This window comes from Deinococcus yavapaiensis KR-236 (assembly GCF_003217515.1).
In the GTDB taxonomy this organism is placed as follows: domain Bacteria; phylum Deinococcota; class Deinococci; order Deinococcales; family Deinococcaceae; genus Deinococcus_A; species Deinococcus_A yavapaiensis.
Window position 1 is genome coordinate 246,227 of record NZ_QJSX01000004.1, and the last position, 16,276, is coordinate 262,502.

Here is a 16,276-nt window from a genome sequence, read left to right on the forward strand (position 1 = left end):
CGCGCGGTTCGAGTTGAAGTTCGTCAGGCGACTGTTGGCATGGTGACATCACCCCGAAAAGGAGGTGTCACGACCTTACCGAATCGAGCGCGACTTGTCTTGAGCACGATGGCGTAATGGACTTCACTCGAGGTTCAACGACGTGCGCAGTTCCTCGTGGCTGCGCAAAGTGCGCTGCACGCCCGCGCGCTCCAACTCGAGCGCGGAGTTCGGGTGCACGTGCCCGCCCGCGAGAAGGCCCCACACGGTGGCGCCCGCCGAAACGCCCGCCGTGGCTCCGGGAACGCTGTCCTCGATCACGAGGCATCGCGTGACGTCCACTCCCAGCGACGCCGCCGCGAAGGCGTACAAGTCGGGGTTGGGCTTACCGCGGCCGCCTACCATCGACGAGTCGAACGAGCGCCCGTCGAGCAGCACATCGAGTCCGGACGCCCGAAGCTTGAGGTCGAGGCGGTCTCGCCGCGAGTTGCTCGCGACGGCGAACGGCACGCCTCGCCGAGCGAGGGCGCGCAGCGTGTCCGCCGCGCCTTCGATGGCGGGTACGGACGTCAAGGCCGCCGCGAGGCCCGCGTCGATCCGCGCGTCGATTCCGTTCGGGCGCACCCAACCGAAGTCGCGCTCCAGCCCCTCGAACAGCACGGGAAAGGACGCGCCGACCGCGCGGCGCGAAAACTCCTCGTGCGTGAACGGCAAGGCGTGCTCGCCGAGCAGACTCAGCAGCACCTGTCCCGACAAGCCTTCGGAATCGATGAGGACGCCGTCGAGGTCGAAGAGGACGGCGTCGAACGAAAAGGAGGCGTCGGGAGAAGGCACGCCGCAGTCTAACGGGTCGCGAGGCGTTCTCGCACGCGCCTCGGAAGATTTCGCTTCACGACGAGGTCGTACGACGCGTGCAAAAGCTCCAAGGGCAGCGGGGTCGGCAGCGACCCGTCGAGAGGCAGGAAAATCCAGTGGCCGCCGAAGTACGCGGCGGGGACGATGTCCGGGAACTCGTCACGCAGGCGAGCCGTTCGCGCGAGCTCGCACTTCACCAGAAGCCGCAACGGATCCTCGGTGACGTTCACCATCGCATACATGCGGAAGACGGGTGCGCCCGAATCCGGGTCTTCCCCGCCGACCTTGAACACCAGGTTTTGCGTGTCGAACGGAAAGGTTTCGATCGTGGCGGGCAGCTTCGCGCACGCTTCCCGGATGTCCGAGACGAGCTCCATTCAGGCGGAGCCTCGAACGGCGAGGGCTTGCGGCAGGCGCGACTTGATCAGGCGGATCTGGCCGCGGTGGTTGAGTTCGTCCTCGAACACGTGGAACCACATGAAGTAGTGGTTGCCGCGCGCCCACCAAAACGGGCGGCTTTCGTGCAGCCACGCGTCGTCGCGCTCGCGAAATCCGCGCAACGTCTTGTCTCTGACGGACCGCAGCAAGTCCAGGTAGTACGCGTCGTCGTGCCCGTGAATCTCGGTCCTTGCTCGGTCGCCGAGTTCCATGGCCGCGCTCCAACGGTCGTACTCCTCGGGCTTGAAGAGCTCACGGCCCTCGAAGGTGAGGATTTGAAACCACGATTCGATGGCGGCCATGTGCACGAGTAGCGCCCCGATGGAGTTGGCCTTGTCGTCGATGCGGTGATCGAGTTGCTCGACCGTGAGACCTTTGATTTCCCACAACGTCGTGAGGCGCGTGTAGTTCATCATGCCGACGAGGCGGGCGACGTGCGGCGTGTATCCTTCGAGATCTTCGATGAGCAAATACTGAGGATCGGGGGCGGTCATGCTTCACCGTACCACTCGCTCCCACCCGTGCACACGCTCCCGAATCTCCTCCCACTCCACGGCGGTCTGGCGACCCGCGTCGAACTCCGCCGTGAGGCTGACGTGGAGGGCACGCAGATCGGCGTCGTCTTTCGTCACGTCCCGTCCCGTGTGCGTCTTGACGAGGAAGATCAAGCCCGCGAGGCCCGAGTCTTTCGTGAGGCTGAGCTCCAAGGGCCGCCCGAGCAGCCTGGGCACGTCGAACGGCGCGTACATCGGCCAGAACTTGTTGAGTCCGTCCGCGTGAATGCCGGCGCGCGTACGATGCGCGTCGCGCCCGAAGAGCGGGTACTTCGGCGGCACGCCTTGCCCGAGCTCGTCGTACAAGGCGGCGAGGTCGTTCAACGCCGTGAAGTCGGGGGCGTTTTCCTCGAACCAGCCCATGCCGACCAGATGCAGCAGCACGCCTTCGAGCGGTGCGTTTCCGGTGCGCTCCCCCTTGCCGAGCAGCGTGCCGTTGACGGCGCCGCACCCGGCGAGAACGGCAGCGAGACAGTTCGCGACGACGAGGTGCGTGTCGTTGTGCGGATGGAACTCGAGGTCCGCCGCGTCCAGGCCAAGTGCGCGAAGCTCGCCGAACATGCCGGGAACGCTTCTCGGCCACGCGACGAAGTCGTACGGCAACCCCAGGCCCATGGTGTCGCACACGCGAAATTTCGGTCGCTGGCGCTCGCCGTAGGCTTCAGCGAGTTGAAGGACGGACGCCACGAAGGGCAGCAGGAACTCTCGGGGAGCGCGCGTCGCGTCCTCCAGATGCAGCCTCGGTCTCAAGCCCGCGTCGAGCACGGCCCGCACGGCGTCGAGGTACGTCTCGGCGGCCTTCGCCCGCCCGCCCGGCTTGAACTTGTAGAACGTGTGGTAATCGCTCGCCGAGGCGAGCATGCCCGTTTCACTCACTCCGAGACGTGATACGAGGTCGGCGTCCGAGCGCGTCGCGCGAATCCACGTCGTCGGCTCGACGGGAGCGCCGCTCGCGAAGCGTTCCAAGGCCGCCGAGAGCATCGCGCGGTCCGATTCTCGGTACACGAAGAACTCGGCTTGGCGAACGGCGCCGCTCGCGCCCGTGAAGGCGCACATGAGCTCGTAGATCCGAACGCCCTGATCGACCGTCAAGGGCAGACCGCCTTGCTGGCCGTCTCGGTGCGTCGTCTCGGTCGTCCACACGCTCGTCGGAAGGCTTTCGGGACGCTCCTTCCAAACGAAGCGAGGAAAGGACTGAGCGGGAAAGGCGTCCGGGAAGAGGTCCGGTGAGGGCACGTCCTTCACGAGGTTCGTCATAGCGGCATCGTCCGTCACTTGACGGTTTGCGTCAATCTTGATTCGCGAATCAATATTAAGCTGAAGGCATGACCTCCTGGATCTCCGCCGCCGAAGCCACCGAGCGCCTCGGCGTGAACAAAGCGACGCTGTACGCCTACGTCAGTCGCGGCCTCGTACGCTCGCGAGCGGCGGGCGGTACGACCCGCGCCCGAACCTACGCCGCCGACGACATCGCGACCCTCGTCCGTCGCAAGGAGGATCGGCGCGAACCTCAACGCGTCGCGCGCACCGCGCTCGACTGGGGCTCGCCCGTCCTGGAATCCGAGTTGACCCTCATCGCCGACGACCGCCTGTTCTACCGAGGAATGGACGCGACCGAGCTCGCGCGGTTCGCGAGCGTCGAGGAGGTCGCGGGCCTCTTGTGGTCGGGCGAGCTTCGCGCGCCGCCGCTGCCGCTGCACGCCCAGCTCGCCCTGGTGCCCCTGCCTTCGGGCGCGCACCTCCTCGAAGCGTTCGGGCACGCCCTCACGCACGCCGGAGCGCACGACCTGCAAGCCGGCTTCACACGCGCCGACGACCTGCCGAAAAGCGCGGCCCGCGTGCTCGCGCTGTTGTACGCCACCGTCGAGCGCTTCGAGCGCGTTCCGCCCGCGCCGGACTTGCCGCTTCACCGTCGCCTCGCGCGCGCGCTGGGACGCGGCGATGATCGAAGCGCGGATCTCGTACGCCGAGCCCTCGTTCTCACGGCGGATCACGAGCTCAACGTCTCGAGCTTCACCGCGCGATGCGTCGCGTCGAGCGGGGCGAGCGTGCACCACGCCGCCCTCGCCGGCTTGTGCGCCTTGCAGGGCGTGCGGCACGGACTGGCGACCGAACTCGCCTTCGACCTGCTCGCCGACGCGGGCGAAGGGCGCCCGCGTGACGCGCTACGACGCGCCACGCGGCGTCACGGCTCGCCTCCCGGCTTCGGCCACACCCTCTACCCGAACGGCGACCCACGAGCGAAGGCGCTTGTGGACGTCATCGAAGACGATTTTCGAGACGAGCCGATCGTCCGCGTCGGCCGCGAGGTCGCCGAGATCGCGCACACCGAACTCGGCCTGCATCCCAACGTGGACTTCGCCTTGAGCCTCGCCGCTCACGTCTTGAAGCGAGGCGCACTCGACGGAGTCGCCTTGTTCGCCCTCGGTCGGACGGTCGGTTGGCTCGCGCACGCCATCGAGGCGGCGAGAAGCCAAGCCCTCATTCGACCGCGCGCGAAGTACGTCGGGCCGCTTCCAAACCGATGAACGTTCGAGAGATACGCGGTCCATGTCACTCGTACCGCGCAGAATCGACGTCATCGACGCCGCTCGTAAGACGCCGTCGATGATGAATCACGAAAAGCCCCTCTCCCTTGATAGGAGAGGGGCCACGCGGTGAGGAGATTACGCTCTCGGCGCCGGGTAGGCTTGCGCTTCCAGCACGGCCTTCGTGATGTGACGGCGCAGGCGGATGGTGTTGAGCATCTCGTGTTTCGTGAAGCGCTTGACGGCGCTCAGCATCACGCGCAGATCGTCGCCGTCGGCGATCATGCCGAGGGCTTCGCGGGCGAGCGTGGCGACCTTCTCGGCGGCTTCGTACGTGTAGACCTGCGTCATCTCGACTTGCAGTTCGGGGTTGCCGAGCTTGCGCGTGCGCAAGACGGCGGACTCGGCGGCGAAGGCGAGCATGGCGATGTCGGCGACGCGCATCAGGATTTCCTGACGGCTTTCGAGTTGCGGCCCGTATTTCATGGCGGCGGCCCCGGAGACGAGCAGGGCGACCTTCTTGAGATTCGCCGTCACCTTCGTCTCGGCGGCGAGCGGCGTCTCGTCCTCGTCCTCGTCGAAGGAGAACTCCATCAATTCCGACTGGAGCTTTTGGGCGGCTTGCATGAGCGGCAATTCGCCCTTCATGGCGCGCTTGAGCAGCATGCCGGGAATGAGAAGGCGGTTGATCTCGTTCGTGCCTTCGAAGATGCGGTTGATGCGGCTGTCACGGTAGGCGCGCTCGATGGCGTACTCCTCGGAGTATCCGACGCCGCCGTGGATCTGCAGGCCCTCGTCGACCGCGTAGTCGAGAAGTTCGGAGCCGAGCACCTTGATCATGGACGCTTCGACGGCGTACTCCTCGATCGCCTTGAGCTTGTCCGTGCCGCCGTCGATGGCCGCGTCGATGAGGCCGACGATGCGGTACAGGGCGCTCTCGACGGCGTAGGTGCGCAGGGCGATGTTGGCGAGCTTTTCTTGCACCGCGCCGAAGTTGGCGATGGGCTGACCGAACTGCTCGCGTTCGAGCGCGTACCGCGTGGAGATGGCCAAAGCGTCCTTCGCGCCGCCGACGCCGCCCGCGCCGAGCTTGTAGCGCCCGACATTGAGGATGTTGAAGGCGATCTTGGCGCCCGCACCGACGCCGCCGAGCAAGTTCTCGGCGGGGACTTTCACGTTGTCGAGGCGCAGCACGACCGTGGAGGACGAGCGAATGCCCATCTTGTGCTCTTCGGCGCCCGTGGAGACCCCCTCGAAGGCGCGTTCGACCAAAAAGGCGCTGAGCTTGTTGCCCTGCTCGGTCTTGACTTGCGCGAAGACGGTGTAGAGGTCGGCGATGCCGCCGTTGGAAATCCACATCTTCGAGCCGTTGAGGGTGTAGTACGTGCCGTCCTCGGACAAGACGGCGGTCGTCTTGGCGGCTTGCGCGTCCGAGCCACTGCTCGGCTCGGTGAGGCAGTACGCGGCGATCATCTCGGCGGAGGCGAGCTTGGGCAGGTACTTCGCCTTTTGCGCGTCGTTGCCGAAGTACACGGTGGGGAGACTTCCGATGGATTGGTGCGCGCCGTACGTCACGGCGAAGCCGCCCGTCTGGCTGAACTTCTCGGCGATCACGAGGCTCGCGGTTTTCGGAAGGTCGAGCCCGCCGTATTCCTCGGGCACTTCGACGGCGGTGAGGCCGAGTTCGCCCGCTTGCTTGAGGAGTTTGGCGTTGAGGCCTTCGTGCTTGGCCTCGAGGTCCTTGATGACGGGCATCACTTCGCCTTGAATGAACGCCTCGGTGACCTCGCCGATTTGGCGCAGGGTGTCGTCCATGTCTTCGGGCGTGTAGATGTCTTGGGGAGACTGGCTGGCGATGAGGAACATCCCACCCTTGAACACGTTCTTGGACTCGCTCGCCTTGTCTTGCAATACGGTCATGGTTTTCCTCCGCGTTGGAATATTGGACTCAGTATAAGCAAACGGGCGAGCGTTTGGGTAGGTCCCCAATCAGCGAACGGCGAACGAGGCCACAAAAAGAAGCCTCCCCGATCAGGGGAGGTGGCAATCAAAGCCGAGGGAACCGTTCACACGTCGCCTGCGCCGTCGTCAGTCGCGGTTAGAAGCTTTTTCGCCGGGCAGGTCGTTCCCGGTTTTGCGTCCCAAATTCTGGTCTTCATCGGGGAAAGTGAAGTCGTTTCCGGATTCCTCGGGAATCGTCCCTCCGTTTTGTTCGTCCTGCTTGCGAAGCTGGTGAACTTCCGAATCCATCTGTTTTTCGACTTCGTTGTTGCGCCCCGAGAACCCACTGCGGTGCGATTCCGAGCGCGGCTTGTCGTATTGATCGGCCATTGGGCTCCTTTCGTCGCGTCGCGACTGAGTGGCCCTAGAATGCGCCGTTCGAGCGAGCGGACGGCCAGAAGCGCGTGAACGAACCTTCACGACCGCTCGTGATTTGTTACACTTTCAGCAAATGGCCCACGACTCCAAGGCGCACGACGCCGCGCTGTACCGCCACTGGATGACGCTTCTCGCCTGGATGCAGGACTTCGCGCAAGAGCGCGGTCTGATCTTCGAGAAGGTCGCCGACTTCCCCGATTACATCTACCGCATGGAGCGCGCCTACGACCTGCCCACGACCATCATGAGCGCGTCGCTCAACACGTCGACGGGGCCGCTGTTCGTCGCGGCCGTCAGCCCTCGTCACACGGATCTCAAGGGCGTGAGCTTGCGCCTCATGGGCGGCAGCAAGCACTGGCACCTGCACGCGGACGACGCGGGCTTGCTGGAAGGCAAGCGGCCCTTCACGCGCCAACGCCTGCACGTCATCCTCGAAGGCGCGCTCACCGGCGTCGGCCGCTGATTCAGGGCAGCCAAACGAACGCGATCAGCGCGCACAATACGCCCAGGATGGCGCCGACGGCGACTTCCAGGTACGTGTGGCCGAGCAGGACGCGCAGCGGTCGGGGAGAGAAGCCTTCGCGCACGACTTCCCGAAGCTCCTCCAAGAGGTCGTTGAGCAAGCGCGCCTGCTGTCCGCTGGAGTGCCGCACGCCCGTCGCGTCGTACATGATGATGAGGCTGAACACGACGGCCACTCCAAACAGCGGACTCGACAACCCTTGGGTGAGGCCGATGCCGGTGGAGAGCGAGACGACCATCGCCGTGTGACTCGACGGCATCCCGCCCGTCTCCAGGAACTTGTCGGGGGCCCAGCGGCGCTCCACGAGCAAAATCAAAAGCACCTTGAGGATCTGCGCCGTGACGTTCGCGAGGAGCGCCGTCCACAGCCAGCGGTTCGACAACAGTTCCTCGAAGCCGTTCAGGGCGTCACCTCCGCCTTCCTTTGCAGTTCGGCGGCCGACACGGTGTTGGCGAGAAGCTGCGCGACCGTCATGGGTCCCACGCCGCCCGGAACGGGCGTGAGGGCCGCCGCGACCTCGCCCACGTCCGGACGGACGTCGCCGAACACGCGGCTCTTGCCGTCCGGCAGGCGCTCCCAAGTGTTGCCGACGTCCACGACGACCGCGCCGGGCTTCACCATGTCGGGCGTCACGAGGTGCTTGCGGCCCACGGCGACGAGCAGCACGTCCGCGCCCCTCGTGACGTCAGCGAGGTTCGGCGTGCGCGAGTGCGCGACCGTGACCGTGGCGTTGGCGCGGAGCAGCAAGGCCGCGAGCGGTTTGCCGACGATGTTCGAGCGGCCCACGATGACGACGCTCTTTCCGGCGACGTCCACGTCGTAGTGCCTCAGCATCGCTATCACGCCTTGCGGCGTGCACGGCGGCAGGGCGTCCCCGCCCGACCACAGTCGCCCGACGTTCACGGGGTGAAAGCCGTCCACGTCCTTGAGCGGATCGATCGCCTCCAGCACGCGCGTCTCGTCCACGTGCCTCGGCAGGGGAAGCTGCACGAGGATTCCGCTCGCGTCCGAGTCGGAGTTGAGCGCTTCGATGAGCGACAAGAGGTCGGCTTGCGTCGTCTCCTCGGCGAGCGCGTGCACGGTGGATTTCAAACCCAGCTCCTTGGCGCGCTTGTCCTTGAGGCGCACGTAGCTCACGGACGCGGGGTCCTCGCCGAGGCGAATGACGTGCAAGTGCGGCACGAAGCCCAACGCCGCGATGCGCGCGCGCGCGTCGGAGAGCAAGGCCGCCGACGCCTCGTCGCCGCGCAGGGCGCGCGCCATCAAGCGTCCCTCGGCTTCTCGCCCGCGTCCCGACCGAGGGTACGCAGCACGCTGGCCAGCACGCCGTTCACGAACCGGCCCGACTCGTCCCCGCCGAACTTGCGGGCGATGCGAACCGCCGACTCGATGATCGGCACGGGCGGTTGTTCCACGTCGAGCAATTCCGACGTCGCGAGACGCAAGATGTTGAGGTCCGTCTGCGCGAGTTGCCCGAAACTCCAACCGTGGATGGTGCGGTGCAGCACCTCGTCGACGTCGTGCCGCCGCGCCTCGAAGGTCTCGACGAGTTCACGCGCGAACGTCAGCGTGTCCGCGTCGAGCGCCGCGTGAAGATCGCCGCCCGTGCGCATCGCGCCCTCGGCGCGCGTCAACGCCTCTGCGAGCGGCAAGCCGCCCTGCGCCGACTCGAAGATCACCTGAAAGGCGAATTCGCGCGCCGCGCGCCGTCCCGACGCGGGCCCGGTGTCGCGTCGTCGCATCAACCCTGCGCTCCCTTCGGCAACGTCAAGCCTTGAACCGTGACGTTCACGGCCTTCACCTTGAGTCCCGTCATGAGTTCGATGTTCTCGGTCACCGCTTGTTGCGCACCGCGCGACAGCGACACGATGTTCTTGCCGTATTCCACGTTGACGCTGACGTCGATGGTGACGCCCGACTCGTCGCGGTTCACCTTCAACGACCGCAGTCGCCCGCGCGGCGAGCGGTTGAGCACCTCACCGACGTTCATCGGCAAGTTCGTCACTTCCAAGCCCTCGATGCGTTCGAGCGTCGTGCAGGCGATGTCGTACAACACGTTTTTATTGATGTCGAGTTCCATAACTCCTCCAAGTGGAGCTCATTGTAACGTGACCCCGCGCGCGCTCAGAATTTCCGAGAGGCTCGCCTCGTCGAGGACCTTCACGCCGATCTCCTGGGCCTTGGCGAGCTTGCCGCCCGCCTCCTCGCCCGCGATCACGAACGAGGTCTTCTTCGTGACGTTGCCCGTCACGCGCGCGCCGTGCCGCTCCAGCAGTTCTTGAAGTTCTGGTCTCGGGCGCGAAAGGGTCCCGGTGATCACGAAGGTCAGTCCTTCGAGTTCCGTGCCCGCCTTCACGACGGTGGACGTCGTGTTGAGGCCCGCCGCCTCCAAGCGCCCGACAAGCTCGACCATCGACGGGTCGTGCAGGGCCGTCACGAGGACGTGCGCGACCGTTTCGCCGATGCCGGGAATGTTCGCGATTTGCTCTTCCGACGCGTCCATGATCGCGCGCAAATTCGCGAAGTTCGCCTCCAAGACACCACCGTTGCGCTCGCCGATCAGCGGGATGCCGAGGGCGACGATAAGGCGGGACAAGGGCTTTTTCTTGCTTTCCTGAAGTTGCGCGAGGATCTTCGTGGCGTTCTTCTCCCCCATTCGCTCGACTTGCAGCAGCTTCTCGACGGTGAGGTCGTACAAGTCGGCGGCGTTTCGCGCGATGCCTTGCGCGAAGAGCGCCTCCACGATCTTCTCGCCCAGGCCGCGCACGTCCATCGCGCCGCGCGACACGAAGTGCTTGAGCCGTTCCACGGCCTGCGCGGGACACAGCGGATTGGGACACACGACCGCCGCGCCGCCTTCCTCGCGCACGACCTCGTGCCCGCACTCGGGGCAGTGCGCCGGGAACTGGAAAGCCTGGGCTTCCTCGGGGCGCAGTTCGGGCACCACGCGGATGATCTCGGGAATGATTCCGCCCGACTTGTGCACGACGACCGTGTCGCCGACGCGGATGTCCTTGTCCCGGATGTAGTCCTCGTTATGCAGCGTCGCGCGCTGCACGACCGTTCCTTCTATAAGGCGCGGCTCGAGGTGCGCCAGCGGATTGAGGCGGCCCGTCCGCCCGACACTGATGGTGATCGCCTCGACTTTCGTGAAGGCTTCCTCGGCCGGGAACTTGTACGCGATCGCCCACCTCGGAGCGCGTGACGTGAAGCCCGCCTCGACTTGCAACTGAAAATCGTCGAGTTTCACGACGGTTCCGTCGGCGTCCATCGGAAAGGTCGAGCGCGCGGCCGTCATGTCGTGGTGGTACACGCCCGCGCCCGCCACCCCCGTCACGTGCCGCGAGTAGGGACTCACCGGGAAGCCGAGAGCCTGAAGTTCGTGCAGCAAGTCCCATTGCGTCCGCGCCTTGAGGTTGCCGCGCTTGCCGACCGAGTAGAAGTACGCTTCGAGCTTGCGGCTCGCCGTGACGCGCGGGTCCTTTTGACGCAGCGTTCCGGCGGCGGCGTTCCGGGGATTTTTGAAGGGCGGCAAGCCCGCCTCGTCCTGCTCGGTGTTGAGGCGCGCGAACTCGGCGCGCGTCAAGAACACTTCGCCGCGCACCTCCAACTCGCCCGTCACGCCCTCGAGCCTTCTCGGGATGCCCGAAATCGTGAGGACGTTGGCCGTCACGTCCTCACCCACGGCGCCGTTGCCGCGCGTCGCGCCCCACCGCAACTCGCCGTCCACGTAGTACAAGTTGATGCTCAGACCGTCGAGCTTCAGTTCGCACGTGTACGTGAACTCGCCGCCACCGCCGAGGGCGCGCGCGAGTTTCACCTCGAAGTCGGCGAGATCCTCGTCGCTGAAGGCGTTGTCGAGGCTCGTCATGGGCGTCGGATGGCGAATCGGGGCGAAGGTCGTGTTGGGCGCGCCGCCCACCCGTTGCGTCGGCGAGTTCGGCACGACGAGGTCGGGATGGGCGGCTTCGAATTCGCGAAGTTCGCGCATGAGCGCGTCGTACTCCGCGTCGCTGACTTCTGGATCGTCGAGTTCGTAGTAGCGCTTGTTGTGGTGCTCGATCAATGAGATGAGTTCGTGGTAGCGCGTGGCCGTCATGCGCTCACATTACCAGGCGCTTCCCTTCAGGTCGGTACGTGGAGACGCTCAAGGTCCCTTCGCGTTCGGTAGAGAGCGAACTCGGCGGCGGCGGGCAACGCCGCGACCGCGTCGCCTCGGGGCCGCAAAGCGTCCATCGCCTCCTCCAAGCTGGCGTACAGCCCGGCGGCGGGCATCGCGAGAATCGCCGCGCCGTGCGCCGCGCCCGGCTCGTGCGACGGTCGCCGCACCGCTTTGTCGAGCGCTCCGGAGACGAGGCCGAGCCACAAGTCGCTTCGCGCGCCGCCGCCCGTGGCGAGCAGGGTCTCGACGTGCGACAAAGGCCGCATGACGTCGAAGGCGTCCGCGAGGCTGAACGCGACGCCTTCCAGCACCGCCCGAGTGAGGTGACCGCGCTCGTGCGCGAGGCTCAGCCCGCTCCACGAGCCTCGCAACGCCGGATCCATCCACGGGCTTCGCTCGCCCGCCAAGTACGGCAGGAACGTCACGCCCTGTGAAGAGCCTACGCCGCGCGCTTCTTCCAGCAAGGTCTCCAAGCTCGCTTCGGGCGCGATCTTGTCCTTGAGCCACTGCAAGGCGCCCGCCGCGCTGAGGGTCACGCCGAGCAGGTGGTAGCCGCCGTCCGCGTGTGCGAACAGGTGCACGCGCCCCTCGGGGTCGGGCGTCGCGTCGGAGAGCGGCGCGAAGATCACGCCGCTCGTGCCGAGGCTGACGCTGCCGACGTCTCGCCGCGAGGACGTGAGTCCCAACCCGACGCCCGCCGCCGCGTTGTCACCGCCGCCCGCTACGACGAGCAAGCCGCGAGGCAACCCGCAAGCTTGCGCCACCGCGTCCGACAGCGTCCCGACAACTTCATGCGACGCGATCACGTCCGGAAAGAGCGAGGCGTCGAGGTCGAGCGCCGAGAGGACGTCTCGGTCCCACGACTTGCTCGCGAGGTGCAAGGCGCCCACCCCGGAGGCGTCGCTCGGTTCCGTACGCTTTTGCCCGGTCAGCACGAAGCCGAGGTAGTCTTTCGGCAGCAGGGCGCAGCGCAAGCGAGCGAACGCTTGAGGCTCCTCGTCGCGAAGCCACAGAATCTTCGGAAGCTGGAAGCCCGCCACGGCGCGGTTGCCGGTGCGGGCCACGAGCTCGGCCCTCGAAACGCGCGCCTCGATCGCCTCGACTTGCGCGCCCGTTCGCGCGTCGTTCCATAGCATCGCGGGGCGGATGACGTCGCCGCCGCCGTCGAGCGGAACGAGGCCGTGCATCTGCCCGGAGAGACCCAGGGCGAGCGGGACGCGGCCGTCCAAGTTCGACGCGACGTCACGCAGGGCCTCGGTCGCTCCGCGCACCCAGTCCGACGGGTCTTGCTGCGTCCACCCCGGGCGCGGCGTGTGCAGCGGATAGCTTCTCGTCGCCTCGGCGATCACCTCGCCGCGCCTCGTCAAGGCGACGACCTTCACGCCGCTCGTGCCGACGTCCACGCCCAGCGTGACGCCTTCGGTCACAGGGTCGCCTCCGCCTCGCTCGCCGACGAGGAACGAGCGGGTTCGCGCACGCCCAGCAGGAGATCCGTGACGAGTTGATCGAGGTGCTCCAAGCCCGGCCCGCGCCGCCCGAGTTCTCCACGGTCGAAGGCGCGGCTCTTCAAAGCTTCGGCCTTGTCGCGAGAGTAGCCCTTCGAGAGGCCTTCGAGTTCGGCGTCACGAACACGGTACGCTTCGATCGCCGCTTGAATTTCGGCGTCCTCGCGAAATTGCCGCACCTTCTCCTTCAAGACGAGGTAGGTGCGCATACAGCCGCGCGCGAAGGCCCACACGCCCGCCTCGTCCTCGGTGCGCAGCGCGTGCGCGTCGAAGTGCCGAGGGCCGTCGTAGCCGCTCGTCTCCAGCAAGTACACCGTGAAGAAGGCACTTTTGAGGTTCTCCGCGCCGAACCGCAAGTCCTGATCGAAGCGTCCCATCTTCTGGTCGTTGAGGTCCACGTGGAACAGCTTGCCCGCGTCGATGGCCTGCGCGATCGCGTGCGGAAACGACAAGCCCGCCATCGTCTCGTGCGCGAACTCGGGATTCACGCCGAACATCTGGGGTTTGTCGAGCGTCGCGATGAATCCCAGGGCGCTGCCGACCGTGGGCAAGAAGATGTCGCCGCGCGGTTCGTTCGGCTTGGGTTCCAGCGCGAACTTGTACCCGTAGCCTTGGTCCTCGCTGTACTCGGCGAGGAAGTTCAAGCTGTCGCGAAACCACGACATCGCGTCGAGAAGCTTGCCGCCCGCGTCGACTTCCGTGCCTTCGCGGCCACCCCAAAAGACGTACGTCTTCGCGCCGAACTCCGCGCCGAGGTCCATGGCGCGCATGGTCTTTTGCAAGGCGTAGGCGCGCACGCGCGCGTCGGCGGACGTGAACGCGCCGTCTTTGAAGGCGGGGTCCGTGAAGAGGTTGGTGGTCGCCATCGGGACGCACAAACCCGTTTCTTGGAGCGCGCGACGAAAGCCCTCGACGATGGCGTCGCGTTCCGACGCGCTCGCGTCGATCGGCACGAGGTCGTTGTCGTGGAAGTTCACGCCCCACGCGCCGAGTTCGGCGAGCTTCGACAAGATGGCGGCAGGGTCGATCGCCGTACGTGTCGGCTCGCCGAACGGGTCGCGCCCGACGTTGCCGACCGTCCACAAGCCGAACGTGAACTTGTCGGCGGGCGTGGCTTGAAATGAGCTCACGGGGTCACCTCCGGGGCAAGGGCCGAAAAGGGCGTCCACTTTTCCGAGCTTTGCCCGCTTCGCACGGCCGTCTCGATGAACGCCACGCCGCGCGCGCCGTCGTGGACGGTCGGAAAGTCGGCGATGAGAGAATCGGGCGCGCGTCCCTCGTCGCCCGCGCGAATCGCCTCGGCGGCGCCGACGTACAAGTTCGCGAACGCCTCGATGAAGGCCTCGGGGTGCCCGGTCGGAAGGCGCGTCGCGGCTTTCGCGGCCGAACCGAGGTAGGCGTTGCCGCGCGTCAGGACTTGCCGCGGGGCGTCGAGGGAATCCAAGACGAGGTAGTTCGGGTCCTCCTGATGCCACGTCAAGGTGCCCTCGGTGCCGTACACGCGGATGCGCAGATCGTTCTCGCCGCCGACCTCGATTTGAGAGCACCACAAGATGCCCTTCGCGCCGCCTTTGAAGCGCAGCAGCATGTTCGCGTCGTCGTCGAGACGCCGTCCCGGCACGAAGGCCGTGACGTCCGCGCAAATGGCATCGAGTTCGAGATTCGTGATCGTCGCCACGAGATTCTCGGCGTGAGAGCCGATGTCACCGATGGCGCCCGCGACGCCGCTGCGCGCCGGATCGGTGCGCCAATCCGCCTGCTTGTTCTCGACGTGACGCGCCAACCAGCCTTGGTTGTACTCCACGACGACCTTGCGAATCTCGCCGATCTTGCCCGCCCGCACGAGGTCGCGCGCTTCGCGCACCATCGGGTAGCCGGTGTAGTTGTACGTCACGGCGAACACGACGCCCGTCCGCTCGACGACGCCCACGAGGTCGCGCGCCTGCTCGAGCGTGTGCACGAGGGGCTTGTCGCACACGACGTGAATGCCCGCCTCGGCGAACGCCTTGGCGACTTCGTAGTGAACGTGGTTCGGCGTCACGATCGACACGAAGTCGATGCGCTCGTCCTTGGGGCGCGCGAGTTCGCCCGCCAACATGTCTTGCCAAGAGCCGTAGGTACGGTCGCCCGAAAGGCCGAGTTCCCGGCCCGACGCGACGGCCTTCTCGGGCGTGCTCGACAACGCGCCCGCGACGAAATCGATTTGTCCGTCGAGGGCGGCCGCCTTGCGGTGCACTCCGCCGATGAACGCGCCTTGCCCGCCGCCCACCATGCCCATGCGAAGCTTGCGGGTCATGATTCCGCCTTCGGCTGTTCGCTGCGCGAGAAGGCCGCGTCGAACGCTCCTTGCGCGGGCGCGAAGTCGAGGCGCCTCACGAACGCGGCGCTTTCCGCCGCGCCGTGGAATCGGTCCATGCGCGAGTCTTCCCATTCCACGCTGAGCGGCCCTTGGTAGCCGATGTCGTTGAGGGCCACGATGACTTCCTCGAAGTTCACGTCGCCGCGTCCCACCGAGCGGAAGTCCCAAAAGCGCCGCGCGTCTCCGAACGACGTGTGACCGCCGAACACGCCGACGGTGCCGTCGCCGTGACCCCACCACGCGTCTTTCATGTGCGCGTGGAAGATGCGGTCCGAGAACACGCGGATGAACTTCACGTAGTCCACGCCTTGATAGCCAAGGTGGCTCGGGTCGTAGTTGAAGCCGAAGCGCGGGTGGAATTTCACGGCTTGAAGCGCGCGCTGACTCGAGGCGATGTCGAAGGCGATCTCGGTCGGGTGAACTTCCAAACCGAAATTCACGCCCTGCTCGTCGAACACGTCGAGAATCGGCAGCCAACGCCGCGCGAAGTCGTCGAAGCCGCGCTGCCAATACTCTTGCGACGTAGGCGGAAATTGATACAAGGCGTGCCACACGCTGGAGCCCGTGAAGCCGTTGACGACTTTCACGCCGAGCTTGGCGGCGGCGCGTCCCGTGTTCGAGACTTCCTGCGCGGCGCGTTGACGCACGCCTTCGGGCTCGCCGTCGCCCCAGACGTGCGACGGCACGATGTCACGGTGGCGCTCGTCGATGAGATCGCACACCGCCTGCCCGACGAGGTGCGTGGAGATCGCGAAGAGTTGCAGTTCGTGGTCGGCGAGCAGCTCACGGCGCTGCTTGACGTAGTCGTCGTCTTCCAAGGCGCGCGTCACGTCGAAGTGATCGCCCCAGCACGCGAGTTCCAGCCCGTCGTACCCCATCTTCTTCGCGAGCGGGGCGAGCTCGGCGAGGGGAAGGTCGGCCCACTGGCCGGTAAAGAGAGTGATCGGTCGAGGCATTGCGCTCCTTCTCCCCTCTCCCGAAGCGGGAGAGGGGG

The 16,276-nt window shown here is 66.2% G+C and carries 17 protein-coding genes; 2 read left to right on the forward strand and 15 right to left on the reverse strand.

The window, feature by feature from the left end:
• Window positions 1–123: 123 nt before the first annotated feature.
• From DES52_RS06905 to DES52_RS06920, 4 genes are read right to left on the reverse strand one after another with little or no spacing between them, the layout of a single operon-like run.
• Window positions 124–813: an HAD family hydrolase gene (locus DES52_RS06905; RefSeq protein WP_110886055.1), complete on the reverse strand. Its 690-nt coding sequence runs from the start codon at window positions 811–813 to the stop codon at window positions 124–126.
• An 8-nt stretch (window positions 814–821) separates the two neighbouring features.
• Entirely contained in the window at window positions 822–1,211 is a 390-nt protein-coding gene (locus DES52_RS06910) for an MmcQ/YjbR family DNA-binding protein (RefSeq protein ID WP_110886056.1), read from the reverse strand.
• A complete protein-coding gene (locus DES52_RS06915; protein ID WP_110886057.1) occupies window positions 1,212–1,766 on the reverse strand; it encodes a mycothiol transferase in 555 nt (184 codons plus the stop codon).
• A gap of 3 nt (window positions 1,767–1,769) precedes the next feature.
• Complete coding sequence (locus DES52_RS06920) at window positions 1,770–3,083, reverse strand: beta/alpha barrel domain-containing protein (RefSeq protein WP_110886058.1); 1,314 nt, start codon at window positions 3,081–3,083, stop codon at window positions 1,770–1,772.
• Window positions 3,084–3,151: 68 nt separating this feature from the next.
• Here DES52_RS06920 and DES52_RS06925 point away from each other — a divergent pair, with 68 nt between their 5' ends.
• On the forward strand, window positions 3,152–4,354 hold the full coding sequence (locus DES52_RS06925) for a citrate synthase (protein WP_110886059.1): 1,203 nt from the start codon (window positions 3,152–3,154) through the stop codon (window positions 4,352–4,354).
• A 138-nt stretch (window positions 4,355–4,492) separates the two neighbouring features.
• Here DES52_RS06925 and DES52_RS06930 read toward each other — a convergent pair whose 3' ends face one another.
• Both DES52_RS06930 and DES52_RS06935 read right to left on the reverse strand, forming a co-directional pair.
• Window positions 4,493–6,274 carry an acyl-CoA dehydrogenase family protein gene (locus DES52_RS06930; protein WP_110886060.1) on the reverse strand — a complete coding sequence of 594 codons (1,782 nt, stop codon included), beginning with the start codon at window positions 6,272–6,274 and terminating at the stop codon, window positions 4,493–4,495.
• A 168-nt stretch (window positions 6,275–6,442) separates the two neighbouring features.
• Complete coding sequence (locus DES52_RS06935) at window positions 6,443–6,685, reverse strand: hypothetical protein (RefSeq protein ID WP_110886061.1); 243 nt, start codon at window positions 6,683–6,685, stop codon at window positions 6,443–6,445.
• Between the two features lie 121 nt (window positions 6,686–6,806).
• Between DES52_RS06935 and DES52_RS06940 the strand changes: the two genes are divergently transcribed.
• A complete protein-coding gene (locus tag DES52_RS06940; RefSeq protein ID WP_110886062.1) occupies window positions 6,807–7,196 on the forward strand; it encodes an NADH-quinone oxidoreductase subunit 15 in 390 nt (129 codons plus the stop codon).
• A gap of 1 nt (window position 7,197) precedes the next feature.
• On the opposite strand, the gene DES52_RS06945 is transcribed toward DES52_RS06940, so the two are convergent.
• From DES52_RS06945 to DES52_RS06985, 9 genes are read right to left on the reverse strand one after another with little or no spacing between them, the layout of a single operon-like run.
• Window positions 7,198–7,659, reverse strand: coding sequence for a divergent PAP2 family protein (locus tag DES52_RS06945; RefSeq protein WP_110886154.1), 462 nt, complete (start codon window positions 7,657–7,659; stop codon window positions 7,198–7,200).
• On the reverse strand, window positions 7,656–8,519 hold the full coding sequence (locus DES52_RS06950) for a bifunctional 5,10-methylenetetrahydrofolate dehydrogenase/5,10-methenyltetrahydrofolate cyclohydrolase (protein WP_110886063.1): 864 nt from the start codon (window positions 8,517–8,519) through the stop codon (window positions 7,656–7,658). The genes DES52_RS06945 and DES52_RS06950 overlap by 4 nt, the downstream gene beginning before the upstream one ends.
• Window positions 8,519–8,998: a transcription antitermination factor NusB gene (nusB, locus tag DES52_RS06955; protein WP_110886064.1), complete on the reverse strand. Its 480-nt coding sequence runs from the start codon at window positions 8,996–8,998 to the stop codon at window positions 8,519–8,521. Before nusB ends, DES52_RS06950 begins: the two co-directional genes overlap by 1 nt.
• On the reverse strand, window positions 8,998–9,336 hold the full coding sequence (locus tag DES52_RS06960) for an Asp23/Gls24 family envelope stress response protein (protein ID WP_110886065.1): 339 nt from the start codon (window positions 9,334–9,336) through the stop codon (window positions 8,998–9,000). The genes nusB and DES52_RS06960 overlap by 1 nt, the downstream gene beginning before the upstream one ends.
• 18 nt (window positions 9,337–9,354) lie before the next feature.
• Window positions 9,355–11,355: an NAD-dependent DNA ligase LigA gene (gene ligA / locus DES52_RS06965; protein ID WP_110886066.1), complete on the reverse strand. Its 2,001-nt coding sequence runs from the start codon at window positions 11,353–11,355 to the stop codon at window positions 9,355–9,357.
• Window positions 11,356–11,381: 26 nt separating this feature from the next.
• Window positions 11,382–12,845 (reverse strand): xylulokinase, encoded by a 1,464-nt coding sequence (gene xylB, locus DES52_RS06970; RefSeq protein ID WP_110886067.1) that lies wholly within the window; start codon window positions 12,843–12,845, stop codon window positions 11,382–11,384.
• Entirely contained in the window at window positions 12,842–14,053 is a 1,212-nt protein-coding gene (xylA, locus tag DES52_RS06975; protein WP_110886068.1) for a xylose isomerase, read from the reverse strand. The genes xylB and xylA overlap by 4 nt, the downstream gene beginning before the upstream one ends.
• Window positions 14,050–15,219: a Gfo/Idh/MocA family protein gene (locus DES52_RS06980; RefSeq protein WP_110886069.1), complete on the reverse strand. Its 1,170-nt coding sequence runs from the start codon at window positions 15,217–15,219 to the stop codon at window positions 14,050–14,052. Before DES52_RS06980 ends, xylA begins: the two co-directional genes overlap by 4 nt.
• The gene (locus DES52_RS06985) at window positions 15,216–16,238 is read right to left on the reverse strand and encodes a sugar phosphate isomerase/epimerase family protein (protein WP_110886070.1); all 1,023 of its coding nucleotides are present in this window, start codon (window positions 16,236–16,238) and stop codon (window positions 15,216–15,218) included. Before DES52_RS06985 ends, DES52_RS06980 begins: the two co-directional genes overlap by 4 nt.
• Window positions 16,239–16,276: the final 38 nt, after the last annotated feature.